The 13,530-nt window shown below is 74.4% G+C and carries 11 protein-coding genes; 5 read left to right on the forward strand and 6 right to left on the reverse strand.

What is annotated here, in order from left to right; genetic code table 11:
- Positions 1 to 2 precede the first annotated feature (2 nt).
- From crtI to AB0N27_RS02235, 6 genes are read right to left on the reverse strand one after another with little or no spacing between them, the layout of a single operon-like run.
- The gene (gene crtI / locus AB0N27_RS02210; protein ID WP_364362576.1) at positions 3 to 1,490 is read right to left on the reverse strand and encodes a phytoene desaturase family protein; all 1,488 of its coding nucleotides are present in this window, start codon (positions 1,488 to 1,490) and stop codon (positions 3 to 5) included.
- An 11-nt stretch (positions 1,491 to 1,501) separates the two neighbouring features.
- Positions 1,502 to 2,626, reverse strand: coding sequence for a glycosyltransferase family 2 protein (locus AB0N27_RS02215; RefSeq protein WP_364362577.1), 1,125 nt, complete (start codon positions 2,624 to 2,626; stop codon positions 1,502 to 1,504).
- Complete coding sequence (locus tag AB0N27_RS02220) at positions 2,623 to 3,477, reverse strand: carotenoid biosynthesis protein (protein ID WP_364362578.1); 855 nt, start codon at positions 3,475 to 3,477, stop codon at positions 2,623 to 2,625. Before AB0N27_RS02220 ends, AB0N27_RS02215 begins: the two co-directional genes overlap by 4 nt.
- Complete coding sequence (locus AB0N27_RS02225; RefSeq protein ID WP_364362579.1) at positions 3,474 to 4,025, reverse strand: GNAT family N-acetyltransferase; 552 nt, start codon at positions 4,023 to 4,025, stop codon at positions 3,474 to 3,476. The genes AB0N27_RS02220 and AB0N27_RS02225 overlap by 4 nt, the downstream gene beginning before the upstream one ends.
- A complete protein-coding gene (locus AB0N27_RS02230) occupies positions 4,022 to 4,753 on the reverse strand; it encodes a monooxygenase (RefSeq protein WP_364365962.1) in 732 nt (243 codons plus the stop codon). Before AB0N27_RS02230 ends, AB0N27_RS02225 begins: the two co-directional genes overlap by 4 nt.
- 2 nt (positions 4,754 to 4,755) lie before the next feature.
- Complete coding sequence (locus tag AB0N27_RS02235; RefSeq protein WP_364362580.1) at positions 4,756 to 5,244, reverse strand: YbaK/EbsC family protein; 489 nt, start codon at positions 5,242 to 5,244, stop codon at positions 4,756 to 4,758.
- Positions 5,245 to 5,698: 454 nt separating this feature from the next.
- On the opposite strand from AB0N27_RS02235, the gene AB0N27_RS02240 reads away from it, so the two are divergent.
- From AB0N27_RS02240 to AB0N27_RS02260, 5 genes are all read left to right on the forward strand, one after another.
- Entirely contained in the window at positions 5,699 to 6,148 is a 450-nt protein-coding gene (locus AB0N27_RS02240; protein ID WP_139587588.1) for an SAV_6107 family HEPN domain-containing protein, read from the forward strand.
- Between the two features lie 102 nt (positions 6,149 to 6,250).
- A complete protein-coding gene (locus AB0N27_RS02245) occupies positions 6,251 to 6,976 on the forward strand; it encodes a hypothetical protein (protein ID WP_364362581.1) in 726 nt (241 codons plus the stop codon).
- The gene (locus tag AB0N27_RS02250) at positions 6,973 to 8,535 is read left to right on the forward strand and encodes a DNA polymerase Y family protein (protein WP_364362582.1); all 1,563 of its coding nucleotides are present in this window, start codon (positions 6,973 to 6,975) and stop codon (positions 8,533 to 8,535) included. The genes AB0N27_RS02245 and AB0N27_RS02250 overlap by 4 nt, the downstream gene beginning before the upstream one ends.
- A 165-nt stretch (positions 8,536 to 8,700) precedes the next feature.
- Positions 8,701 to 12,084, forward strand: a complete 3,384-nt coding sequence (locus AB0N27_RS02255; protein WP_364362583.1) for an error-prone DNA polymerase — start codon at positions 8,701 to 8,703, stop codon at positions 12,082 to 12,084.
- A gap of 96 nt (positions 12,085 to 12,180) precedes the next feature.
- Positions 12,181 to 13,530, forward strand: coding sequence for an extracellular solute-binding protein (locus tag AB0N27_RS02260; protein ID WP_364362584.1), 1,350 nt, complete (start codon positions 12,181 to 12,183; stop codon positions 13,528 to 13,530).

Here is a 13,530-nt window from a genome sequence, read left to right on the forward strand (position 1 = left end):
CCCTACCAGGCGGGGCCGATCTCGTCGGCGACGATCTGCGCGGAGAGGGTCACCATCGGCAGCCCGCCGCCGGGGTGGCTGGAGCCGCCCACCAGCCACAGCCCGTGCGCCGGGCCCCGGTTGGCCGGGCGGAGCAGCCCGCCGGCGGTGCCGTAGATCGAGCCGCCCGGGGCGCCTGTCGCCGCGTCCAGGTCGGCAGGCGTACGGACCTCACGGAACAGCAACCGGTCCCGGACGTCGACGCCGCGCTCGGCCAGCACCTCCAGGATCCGGTCGGCGTACGCGTCGGCAAGCCCGGGGCGGCGCCAGTCGACCGCGCCCGCGGCGGTGCCCTGCCGTGCGGCGTTCACCAGCACGAACCACGCCTCGTGCCCGGCCGGACGGGCCGTCGGGTCGTCGGCCACCGTGACGAACACCGTCGGGTCGACGGCCGGTCGGGCCCGTACGCCCCGCCCCGGGTCGCCGAAGACGGCGTCGAACTCGGCGTCGTAGTCGTGCGGGAAGAAGACGTTGTGGTGGGCCAGCCCGGTGCTGCCGGAGACGCCGAGCAGCAGCACGAAGCCGGCGAGGCTACGGTCGGTCAGCGTGGCCAGCCGGCGCGGATGCGGCAGCAGGTCGCGGTAGACGGTGATCGCGTCCACATTGGCCACCACCACGTCGGCGGGCACCGGCGCGGTGACGCCGGCGAGGCGTACCCCGTGCACCCGGCCGCCTGTCGCGTCGATCCGGGTCACCGGGGTGCCGGTCCGCACGACCACGCCGAGGTCCAGGCAGCGGGTCAGCAGCGCGTCGGCGAGGGTGCCCAGCCCACCCCGCAGGTACCAGCCGCCGAAGGCCAGCTCCGCGTACGGGACGGCGACCAGCGCCGCCGGAGCCCGACGCGGGTCGGCGCCGGTGTAGGTGGCGTACCGGTCCAGCAGCATCCGCAGCCGGGGATCGGACAGGTGCCGGCGGCCCAGCCCGCGCAGGGTGCGGCCCGGTGCGATGGCGGCCAGGTCGCCGATCCGCCAGGCCAGCGACGCGAGGTCGCGTGGCGAGTCGACGGTACGGCGCAGGATGTCCCGCTCGGAGGCGTTCCACACCCGCGCGGCCCGGCGCCACAGCCGCTGCCAGTCGGCGGCCGCCCGGTCACCGAAGGCGGCTCCGATCCGGGCGGCGAACTCCACCGGGTCGGCGCACGAGTCGAGCGCCGGACCGCCGCCGGGGAAGACGTGCCTGACGATCGGGTCCAGCGGGACCAGGTCCAGGTACTCGTCGAGCTTCGCCCCGGTCGCCTCGAACAGGTCGTGGAAGACCCCGGGCAGGGTGAGCAGGCTCGGCCCGGTGTCGAAGTGGAACGACCCGGCCGGGGTGTCGTGCGCGTACCTGCCGAGTTTGCCCCCGACCGTGTCGGCGGCCTCGAAGACCGTCACCTGGTGCCCGGTGGCGGCCAGCCGGGCGGCGGTGGCGAGGCCACCCACCCCGGCGCCGACGACCACGATCCGCGCCATGCCGCGCCCTCCTAGCTGACCGGGCGGCCCCGCCAGGTCAGGCGGCGCCGCTTCCGCAGATGGTACGACCGTACGGTCAACCAACCGAGGACCACGACCGACACGGGGTGTGCGAGCGCGTCGGGCCACCACCGGCCCCCGGTGGCCCGCGCGGTCAGGACCCGCCCGGTCACCCCGAGCAGGTATGCGATGAGCGCAACCACTGACACCCGGGGAGCCGTCGTGGCGAACCCCACCGCGACAAGCGGCGGGACGGTGTAGAGCAGCAGCAGCGCCGCGACCACGGCCGCCGCCGCGCCCGGGTGCCCGAACGACGCCCAGAGCGACTTCGAGTACCCGTCGCGCAGCTGCGGCCAGTCGTCGTACATCCGGCAGGCGGCCAGCCGGGAGCCGTCGGCCAGGGCGATCCGCCCGCCGGCCCGCTTGACCGCCCGGGCCAGCTCGACGTCCTCCAGGATCTTGTCGGCGACCGCGGCGTGCCCGCCGGCGGCGGTGTAGCCGGCCCGGTCCACCACCAGGAACTGCCCGCCCGCCGCGGCCAGCGACGGCCGCGGCGAGCGCTCCATCGCGCGCAGCGGCAGGAACGTCAGCCAGAGCCACTGCAACAGCGGCTGGACCAGCCGGTCGGCCGCCGTCGCCACCACGATCCGGGGGTACGGCGACAGCAGGGTCGCGCGGGCGGCGCGCAGCTCGGTGACGGCGGCCGCCACGGCGTGCGGGGCGAGCACCACGTCGGCGTCGACGAAGACCAGCGCGGTGGCGGCCGGGTCGGCCCGGGTGGCCAGCTGCCAGCAGGCGTGCGGCTTGCCCAGCCAGCCCGGCGGCGGGGCGACCCCGGTGAGCAGTGTCACCCGCGGGTCGTCGCCAACCACCGCGCGCACCACGTCGGCGGTGCCGTCGGTGGACCCGTCGTCGAGGACCACGACGCGCAGCCCGGGTACGCCGCGTTGGGCGAGCAGGGCACGCAGGCAGGGCGTGACCCGGGCGGCCTCGTCGCGAAGCGGCAGCAGCACGGCCACCGGCTCGTCGACCTCGCCGGGCCGGTCGGTGGGCCGGCGCAGCCAGCGGGCGGCGTTGAGCCACGTGTGCCCGGTCAACGCGGCGACGGCGAGCAGCAGGGCGAGCAGAACGGTCATCGGGTGGCGTCGACGCCGGTGCGGCGCGGCTCGTGGGTCTCCCGGTCCGCGTCGCGGCTCCGGCGGTCGCGCAGCAGGGTGACCACCAGCGGCACGGCGGTCACCGACATGCCGGCGGCGCCCCACAGCGCCGAGGCGGGCAGGTCGAGGAAGACCGCGTGGGCCAGGATGCTGGAGAAGTACGTCCACAGGTACAGCGCGACCATCGGGTGGTCCCGCCGGTCGGTGTGCTCCACGGCCGGGCCGGCCAGCGGGCGCAGCGCGCTCATCATCAGCACCGCGAAGAGCAGCCAGCCCAGGTAGTTGCTGACCGGGATGCCGGGCAGGCCGGGCAGCGCCGGGACGGCGTCCCGCCACACCCAGTAGCCCTCGGCCACCATCTGCGGGTCGAGGAAGAGATCCCAGGCGGCCAGCCCCACAGTGGCCAGCGCGATCCGCCCCACCCACCGGCCGGCCGTCGTCCCGGCGCCGCCGGCCGTCGAACCGCCGCCGGTCAGCCGGACCGCCGCCAGCCAGGCCGGCCAGGCCATCCAGGTCCAGGCCAGCGGGATGATCAGCGGAACCCCGGCCAGTTTGGGGCCCAGCTCACCCGAGTAGTCGTAGCTGCCGAACGGCACACCGGTGGCCACCCCGATCGCCTCGATCGCGAACCCGCCACCGGTGGCCACCGCGACAAGCGCCGCCGCGACCCGGGGACCCCGGCTGAGCAGGGCGTGGCCCACCGAGAGCAGCCAGCCGATCACCACCGTGGCCACGGTCAGCCCGGCCCGGGTGGCGCCTGTGGTCAGCGGGTAGCAGATCTGGGCGAGCACCAGGACGGCGAGCAGCGCCCAGGAGATCCGTCGGGTCATGCCGCGGGGGGCTCGAGCGGCAGGTCCCGACCGAGTACGCCGAACGGCCGCTCGTCGCCGGGGAAGTGGAAGTCGCGCAGCACGTCGACGAAGCCGAACCGCCGGTACAGCCGCCAGGCCCGGGAGGTCTGCTCCACGGCCTCCGGGGTGGACAGCAGCGTCGTGTCGCCCTCGGCCATGCCGAGCAGCGCCCGCAGTTGGCCGGCGCCCAGGCCGTGCCCCTGCGCCGGTGGCCTGACGTGCAGTTCGACCACCTCGAAGCAGTGGGTGAGCCACCGCTTGCGGGCCGGCGCGTCCAACGCCCGGTGCACCTGGTCGTGCCACCACTGACCGGCGGCGCCCAGGTAGCCGTAGCCGAAGCCGGCCAGGTGACCCTCGCTGGTCAGGCTCGCCACGGCCCGGAACCCGGGGCGGCGGACGTGGGTGGCGATGTAGCCGCGCCGGGCTTCCAGCAGGTCGGTGCGGTATCCCATCGCCTCGCCGTAGACGGCCACCACGTCGTCCAGCCGCCGGACCAGATCGTCCGGCGTCCAGCGCACCAACCTCATGCCCGTCCACCCTTCACCGTTCCAGGATCGCCGTCGGCGACCCACCCGAGCACCGTCCGGTCGCCGACCACCTCGCGCACCTCGAACCGGGCGAACAGTTCCTCGGCGTACCAGCCCGCGGTGGGGGTACGCATGATCGCCGCCCGGTGCTCCGGGTGACGGTACGCGAACGCCACCAGGTCCGTCGGGTCGCGCCACACGCTCACCGTGCCCTGCCATCCCAGCGGCGCCTCGCCGACGCCGAACCGGGCCAGCAGTCCGGGTGCCTCGTGCAGGGCCGCCGCCACCGGCGGGACCGCCCGCCAGAAGGTGGCCGCACGGCGGGCCCGCAGGCGCGCCCGGGTCAGCGCCAGCACCGGCCCGGTGACCCGTCCGCCCGGTGGGTCGCCGAACGGCCGCTGACCGGACCACTCGCCCCGGCTGCTCAGCGGTCGCAGGTCGACCCGGGCGGCGGCGTGGGCGATGCGTGCCCAGGAGCGTCCGACAGGTGAGTCGTCGAAGCCGGCCGCCGCCGCGGGGGAGTCCCAGACGGTGAGCGCCGCCCAGCGGGTGAGGTCGGCGTCACCCGGCCCGAAGGTGGTGCCGTTCCCGGTGCCCAGCAGCTTGCCGAACCGGACGCCCGGCAGGGCGCGCAGGCGGCGCGGGTCCACCGCCATCCGGGTCAGCGCCCGGGGCAGCGCGCCGCGGGGCACCCGCCACACGTGCAGGGTGACCAGCTCCGGAGTGATGCTCACGCCACCTCGGCCGGGGTGCCGGAGGTGACCCGCAGCAGCTCGGTGTAGGTGGTCGGGAAGACCGCCTGCGGTACGCCGCCGGCGGCCCAGATCTCCGGGTACGCCGCCAGGGCCGTGTCCACCAGGGTGCGCAGTGCTCGCGGGTGCCCGAGCGGGGCGACCCCGCCGATCGGCTGCCCGGTGTGCGTCCGGACGAACTCCGGGGTGGCCCGGCGCAGCCGGGTGACCCCTATCGACGCGGCCAGGCCGGCGGTGTCCACCCGGTGCGCGCCGGAGGTGAGCACGAGCAGGGGCTCGTCGTCCGCGTCGAAGATCAGCGAGTTGGCGATCTGGCCGACCTCGACGCCGAGCGCCTCGGCGGCGGCCGCCGCGGTGTGCACCGCGTCCGGTAGCAGGCGGACGGTGCTGGGCTCGCCGACGCCGTTGCGCGTGCCGGCGGCGGTGAGCGCGTCCTGCACCGCCCGTACGTTCGGGTGTGGCTGCATGGGGACATTCTTCCCGGTCGTCCGGTGCCCGTTCACCTCGGTGCGCCCGGACGGCGAGCCGCGGCGCGTCACACGTTGCATTTTCGTCGGAGGGGAGGTGTACTGTCAGCAGCAGTTAGAACGAGTGTTCGATTGCCTCGAACGCCCGTTCCAACCAGCCGGAGCGAGGTGTTTCGCGGCGCCAGCTCCGGGCGGTGCGGCTCCGCGGGCCGCACCTGGGTTTCCGGGCAGTCGCGAGCCCGGTCCCATCAGGCAGGAGCGTCGCCCGCCGCCCACGACCCCCGGGCGGCGGGCGACGAACCCGCCGGTACGCCGGCCGGGTGTGGTGTGGGGAAGCATCCACACCCGGCCGGCCACACCCGGTGCGTCTTCCTCCGCACCACACCGACTCGGCGTCTCATCGGCGGCTCCACCGCGCCGGAGGCGACGCCCGGCCACGTGGAGGAGACAGTCCATGCCGACCAACCCGGCTCAGGCACCGACGGTGCCGGCGCACGTGCTGCCGCACCGCACCCCTGCCCAGCTCCTCACGTTGGCCCGGCGCGGGCTGGTCGAGGCTGGCCAGACCCGCCCCGACGGCCTGCGTTACGCGGCCGCCCACCTGGCGGCGCTGCGTGCGGCGGCCGCCCTGCTCGCCGCCCGCGCCCGGCCCGCGCCGAGCCGCCGTAACCGGATCACCAGCGTCTGGGTCCTGCTCTGCGCCGTCGCCCCCGAGCTCGACGAGTGGGCCCGGTTCTTCGCCGCGGGGGCCAGCAAGCGGGCCGCCGCCGAGGCCGGCATCCCCCGGGTGGTCAGCGCCCGGGAGGCCGACGACCTGCTCCGCGCCGCCGAGCAGTTCGTCACGGTGGTGGAGACCGCGCTCGGCATGGCCCACCAACCCACCCTGGACGGCCTCGCCGCATGATCCCGCCGTGACGCCGGCCGCCCGGCGGGGGGAGCCGGGCGGCCGGCGTCACAGCGTGCCGGTCCTGATCTGATCCACAGCAACGACGGGGGAGTTGGTCCAATGGCGGGCCGCATGGTGGTCGGTTCCGCCGCGCTTGCCGATCTGGTACGTCCGGCGAGCGCACCCGATCCGGTCGGTGGTCACCGGGTGCTGCCGGTGACACCCGAGCTGACGGGTCTGCTGCCCAACCGGGGCCTGCGCCGGGGCAGCACCATCGCTGTCGCCGCAGGTCAACCTCGGCGCAGCGGCGGCACCTCGCTGGTGCTGGCCCTGCTCGCCGAGGCGTCCCGGGCCGGCTCGTGGTGTGCCGTGGTGGGTGTGCCGACCTTCGGTGCGGGCGCGGCCGCCGAACTGGGTATCGCCCTGGATCGGCTGGCCCTGGTGCCGAATCCCGGCCCCGAGTGGGCCACAGTGGTCGCCGCGCTGATCGACGGGGTGGATGTCGTGGTGACCACCGTGCCGGCCACGGTCTCCGCCTCGGTCGCCACCCGGCTGGCCGCCCGGGCCCGGCAGCGCGGCAGCGTGCTGGTCCCGTACGGCCGGTGGGACGGCGCGGACGTGACGTTGCAGGTGGTCCGTGGGGTCTGGGAGGGGCTCGGGCAGGGCCGGGGGAGGTTGCGCCGCCGGGAGATCACCGTCGCGGCGCGCGGGCGCGGGGCGGCGGCCCGGCCCAAGGAGATCAAGGTCTGGCTCCCTGGTGACGAGCTCACCCGGGTGATCCCCCGGACGGTGCGGTCGACCAGGGGTCGACAGGCCGTGCCGCTGGCCCTGGTCGGGCGGGGATGACCGGCTCACCGGCACGGACCCTGCTGCTGTGGTGCCCGGACTGGCCCGTGCTCGCCGCCGAGATCGTCGAGGGGGTGCCGGCCACCGGCCCGGTCGCCGTACTGCACGCCAACCGGGTGGTCGCCTGCTCCGAGCGTGCCCGCGCCGAGGGGGTCCGTCGAGGGCTGCGCAAACGGGAGGCGCAGGGCCGCTGCCCACAGTTGACGGTAGTGGAGTACGACCCCGGTCGGGACGCCCGGGCGTTCGAGCCGGTGGTCGCCGCCGTGGAGGAGCTGGTCGCCGGTGTCGAGGTGGTGCGTCCGGGGTCCTGCGCGGTGGCGGCCCGGGGGCCGAGCCGTTACCTCGGTGGTGAGGAGGCGGCCGCCGAACGGATCATCGAGCACGTCGCCCAGTCGTGCCTGGTGGAGAGCCAGGTCGGCATCGCCGACGGGGTGTTCGCCGCCGGGCTGGCCGCCCGTGCCGGTCGGGTGGTGGCGCCGGGCGGCACACCCGAGTTCCTGGCCGGGCTGCCGGTCGAGGCGCTCGGCCGCTCCGCGCTGGCGGACCTGCTGCGCCGGCTGGGAGTGCGGACCCTCGGCGACTTCGCCGCGCTGCCGGCCGGTGACGTGCTGGCCCGGTTCGGGTTCGACGGCGCGCTGGCCCACCGGCTCGCCGCCGGGCGTGACCACCGCCCGCTCGCCGTCCGGCAGCCACCGGCCGACCTGACGGTGACCGGCGAGTACGACGATCCGGTCGACCGGGTCGACGCGGCGGCGTTCGCCGCCCGCGCGCTGGCCGAGCAGTTGCACGACCGGTTGGCCGGGCACGGGCTGGCCTGCACCCGGCTCGGCATCGAGGCGGTCACCGCGCACGGGCAGGAGCTGCACCGGGTGTGGCGGCACGACGGGCTGCTCACCGCCTCCGCCATCGCCGACCGGGTGCGCTGGCAGCTCGACGGTTGGCTCTCCGGCAGCAACGGCCGCGCCGGTGCCCGACCGGCCCGGCCGTCGTCCGGCATCATCCGGTTGCGACTGATCCCGGACGGGGTCATCGCCCAGGCCGGTCTGCAGACCGGCCTCTGGGGGGAGACCGGCGAGGAGCGGGAGCGGGCGCACCGGGCGTTGAGCCGGGTGCAGGGCATCCTCGGTCCGGAGGCGGTGGTCACGGCGGTGCTCGGCGGTGGGCGTTCCCCGGCCGACCAGGTGCGACTCGTGCCGTGGGGCGACGAACGCCTGCCCGCCCGCGCCGACGCTCCGCCGTGGCCGGGTCGGCTGCCACCGCCCGCGCCCGCCGTGGTGTTGCCCAGCCCTCTCGCCGCGACCGTGCACGACGCCGCCGGTGAGCCGGTGGTGATCAGCGCGCGGTTGGCGGTGAGCGCCGCCCCCGCCCGGCTGGTGGTCGGTGCCGGCCGACCGGCGGAGATCGTGGGTTGGGCCGGCCCGTGGCCGGTGGACGAGCGGTGGTGGGCGCCGGCCGAGGCCCGCCGCCGGGCCCGGTTCCAGGTCAGCCTGGCCGACGGTGCCGCCCTGCTGCTGGCCGTCGAGGCTGGGCAGTGGCTGGTGGAGGCGATCTATGACTGAGGGGTGGTCTCGCTGCGCAGACGGTCCGTCGACCGTGGTCCGTTCTCCGTCGGGAGCGGATGGCCCGGCGAGCGGTATGACTGTCAGGCATATCTATGACTCTCAGGTACGTCGCTCACCGGCGGATCCGGCCGTCGAGGTCCGGGCACCCGTGCGGGCGGCCCGATGAGCTTTCACAACCCGAAGATGCCCTGGTCCGAGCTGGAGCAGGTGCTTTCCGGGCGGGGCAGCGGCTCCGGCCGGTCGGGCGGCGGGCGGCCGCGCGAGGAGCGCCACCTGCACGTGGTGGACCCGCTCGCCGTGGACGCCGACGGGGGCGACTCCCCGGCCTGGAGTCGCAGGCGCGAGCAGTACCAGCCGCCGGAGCTGGCCCGCCCCGACGGCGTGGTGCCGTACGCGGAGCTGCACGCGCACACCAACTTCAGCTTCCTCGACGGCGCCAGCCACCCCGAGGAGCTGGCCGAGGAGGCCGCCCGGCTGGGGCTCACCGCCCTCGCCGTCACCGACCATGACGGCTTCTACGGGGTGGTCCGGTTCGCCGAGGCGGCCCGCACGCTGGGCCTGCCGACCATCTTCGGCGCGGAGCTGTCCCTCGGGTTGCCCGGCCCGCAGAACGGCGAACCCGACCCGCACGGCGCGCACCTGCTGGTGCTCGCGCACGGCCACGAGGGGTACGCCCGGCTGGCCACCACCATCGCCCGCGCCCAGCTGCGCGGCGGGGAGAAGGGCCGCCCGGTGTACGGGGACCTGGAGGAGGTCGCCGCCGAGCTGCGTGATCACGTGCTGGTGCTGACCGGCTGCCGCAAGGGGCACGTGCCGGGGGCGTTGCTCACCGAGGGGGTGGATGCGGCGGCCCGCGAGTTGGACCGGCTGACCGCGCTCTTCGGCGCGGAGATGGTGGCGGTGGAGCTGACCGACCACGGGCATCCCGTCGACGCCGACCGCAACGACGCGCTCGCCGACCTGGCGGCGGCGGCCGGGCTGCCGACGGTGGCCAGCAACAACGTGCACTACGCCAGCCCTGGCCGGCGTCGGCTGGCCGCCACTGTCGCCGCCGTCCGGGCCCGGCGCAGCCTGGACGAGATCGACGGCTGGCTGCCCGCAGCGGCCACCGCCCACCTGCGCAGCGGAGCGGAGATGGCGGCCCGGTTCGCCGCGTACCCCGGCGCGGTGGCGCGGGCCGCCGAGTTCGGCGCGGAGCTGGCCTTCGACCTCCAGCTCGTCGCACCGCAACTGCCGGCGTACCCGGTGCCGCCGGGGCACACCGAGATGAGCTGGCTGCGCAAGCTGACCGCCGACGGGGCGCGGGAGCGTTACGGGCCTCCGCAGGCGCACCCGACGGCGTACGCGCAGCTCGACCACGAACTGAACATGATCGAGGAGTTGGGCTTCCCCGGCTACTTCCTGGTGGTCTACGACATCGTCTCGTTCTGCCGCGAGCAGGACATCTACTGCCAGGGCCGGGGTTCGGCGGCCAACTCGGCGGTCTGCTACGCGCTGCGGATCACCAACGTGGACGCCGTCCGGCACCGGCTGCTCTTCGAGCGCTTCCTCGCCCCGGAGCGGGACGGCCCTCCGGACATCGACGTGGACATCGAGTCCGACCGGCGGGAGGAGGTGATCCAGCACGTCTACACCCGCTACGGCCGGGAGCACGCCGCCCAGGTCGCCAACGTGATCTCCTACCGGCCCCGCTCGGCGGTACGGGACGTGGCCAAGGCGTTCGGCTTCTCACCGGGGCAGCAGGATGCCTGGAGCAAGCAGATCGACAGGTGGGGCTCGGTCGCCACAGTCGACGTCGAGGACATCCCCGAGCAGGTGGTGGAGTACGCCAACGAGTTGCAGACGTTCCCCCGGCACCTGGGCATCCACTCCGGCGGCATGGTGATCTGCGACCGGCCGGTGATCGAGGTGTGCCCGGTGGAGTGGGGGCGGATGCCGGGGCGCAGCGTCCTGCAGTGGGACAAGGACGACTGCGCGGCGGTCGGCCTGGTCAAGTTCGACCTGCTCGGCCTCGGGATGCTGTCGGCGCTGCACTACGGCTACGACATGATCGGCTCCAGACTGGACCTGGGCGACATGACCCTGGACGACCCGGAGGTCTACGACATGCTCTGCCGGGCCGACTCGGTAGGGGTGTTCCAGGTGGAGAGCCGCGCCCAGATGGCCACCCTGCCCCGGCTCAAGCCCCGCGAGTTCTACGACCTGGTGGTCGAGGTGGCGCTGATCCGGCCCGGTCCGATCCAGGGCGGCTCGGTGCACCCGTTCATCAGGCGCAAGAACGGCCAGGAGCCGGTGACCTTCGCGCACCCGCTGATGCGCAACGCGTTGGAGAAGACCCTGGGCGTTCCGTTGTTCCAGGAGCAGTTGATGCAGCTCGCCATCGACCTGGCCGGCTTCGACGCGGCCGAGGCCGACCAGCTGCGCCGGGCGATGGGCGCGAAGCGTTCGGTCGAGCGGATGGCCCGCATCGCCGACCGGCTCTACGCCGGGATGGCCGAGCGGGGCATCACCGGCGAGCTGGCCGACGACGTCTACCGCAAGCTCACCGCGTTCGCCAGCTACGGCTTCCCGGAGAGCCACGCGATGAGCTTCGCCTACCTGGTGTACGCCAGCTCCTGGCTCAAGCGCTACCACCCGGCGCCGTTCCTGGCGGCTCTGCTCAACGCCCAGCCGATGGGCTTCTACTCCCCGCAGACCCTCGTCGACGACGCCCGCCGGCACGGGGTGGAGGTCCGCCGTCCGGACATCAACGCCAGCGGCGCGAAGGCGGTGCTGGAGTCCACCCCGGACACCCGGTGGGGCAGCGGGCCGGGGGAGCCGCCGCACGCCTGGGGGCTGGGCGGCCCGGCGGTCCGGTTGGGGCTGTCCAGCGTGCGTACCCTCGGCTCCGAGGTGGCCGAGCGCATCGAGGCCGAGCGGGCGGCCGGCGGGCCGTACCGTGACATGCCGGATCTGGCCCGGCGGGTCGGTCTCACCGCCGCGCAGCTGGAGGCGCTGGCCACCGCGGACGCCTTCGCCTGTTTCGGGCTGACCCGGCGGGAGGCGCTGTGGGCCGCCGGTGCGGCGGCCCAGGACCGGCCGGGTCGACTCCCCGGCACGGTGAGCGGCGCGGCGGCGCCGATGCTGCCCGGGATGGAGGCGGTGGACCGGCTGGTGGCCGACGTGTGGGCCACCGGGTTGTCGCCGGAGAGCCATCCGGCCCGGTTCATCAGGGGGCAGCTCGACGTGCTCGGCGCGGTGCCGATCGCCAGGCTGGGCCGGGTGGAGCCGGGGCAGCGGATCCGGGTCGGCGGCATCGTCACCCACCGGCAGCGCCCGGCGACCGCGGGCGGGGTGACATTCCTCAACCTGGAGGACGAGACCGGGATGCTCAATGTCACCTGTTCGCCGGGGCTGTGGCAGCGCTACCGGCGGGTGGCCCGGACCAGCGCCGCGCTCGTGGTGCGGGGGCGGTTGCAGCGCCACGAGGGGGTGACCAACCTGGTGGCCGACCGGCTGGACGCCATCGAGCCGCCGGTCAGTCCCGCCTCCCGTGACTTCCGGTGACTTCACCGTTACCGACGTTTCATGTTTGGGGCCCAGGAGAAGAGGAGAAGTGCAGGTCACGCGGGCAGCGGCGCGCGCGAATTCGGGAGGGTCCACATGGCACGGATACTGCGAGCGACCGCGTTCGTCGGCGTGTTCACTCTGGCGCTCAGCGGGTGCGGGGGAGTCGGCGGCAGCGACGACGCGGGGGGCGGCACCGCCACCAAGGGCGCGCTCAGCACCATGGGATTCGGCTTCTCCGACGAGATCGCCACCACGCGGATCGACGCGTTCAAGCGGGACCACCCCGACGTCGAGCTGAAGGTCACCGAGGGTGCCTTCGACGAGCAGCAGTTCCTCTCCGCTGTCGCTTCCGGCAACCCACCGGACCTGGTCTACATGGACCGCAAACTGATCGGCACGTACGCCAAGCGCGGCTCGATCCAGCCGCTCACCGACTGCGTCAAGAAGCAGGACATCAACCTGGACCAGTACCGGCCGGCCGCCCGCGCCCAGGTCACCCTCGACGACACCGTCTACGGCATTCCGGAGTTCTCCACGGTGCGGGTGGTCTACCTCAACGAGGGGCTGCTCAAGCAGGCGGGGATGACCGTCGACCAGGTGAACCTGGCCGACTGGGCCGCGCTGCCCGGCCTCAACGCCAAGCTGACCACGGTCTCCGGCGGCCGGCTGTCGCGCATCGGCATCGACCCGAAGATCCCCGAGTTCCTGCCGATGTGGGCCAAGGCCAACGGCGCCGACATGCTCTCCGCCGACGGTCGTACCGCCCACCTGGACGACCCCAGGGTGGTCGAGGCGCTGACCACCGGAGTCAACCTCATCCAGCAGCAGGGCGGCTGGGGCAAGTTCAAGTCCTTCCGGGACACCTTCGACTTCTTCGGCGCTCAGAACCCGCTCTCCAAGAAGCAGATCGTGGCCTGGCCGATGGAGGAGTGGTTCCTCAACCAGGCCGCCAAGAACAGCCCGGACGTCGAGCTGGTGGTCAAGCCGTTCACCGACCGGCAGGGCAAGCCGCTGACCCAGTCCGGTGGCCAGGCCTGGGTGATCACCAAGGGCGCGAAGAACCCGGACGCGGCGTGCGCGTTCGTCAAGCAGATGACCGCCACCGACACCTGGATGGCCGCCGCGAAGGCCCGGGTGGACGCCCGTAAGGCCGCCGGCCAGCCGTTCACCGGCCTCTACACGGCCAACGCCGAGGCCGACAAGAAGATCTTCGACGAGCTGTACCAGCCGACCGGCAACAAGCGCTTCGACGACGCCGTGACCACCATCCGCTCGGTGCAGGACGCCGCGTTCGCGCTGCCCGCCTCACCTGCGGGCGCCGAGTTCGACAAGGCGTACTACGACGCGGTCAACCGGGTGCTCGCGGGCCAGGAGCAGCCGGCGCAGGCCCTGCGGCGCGCCCAGCAGGAGGCCACCGCGGCGCTCGACAAGGCCGCGAAGTAG

Origin of the sequence: Micromonospora sp. NPDC093244, assembly GCF_040683695.1 — a bacterium.
Taxonomy (GTDB): Bacteria; Actinomycetota; Actinomycetes; order Mycobacteriales; family Micromonosporaceae; genus Micromonospora.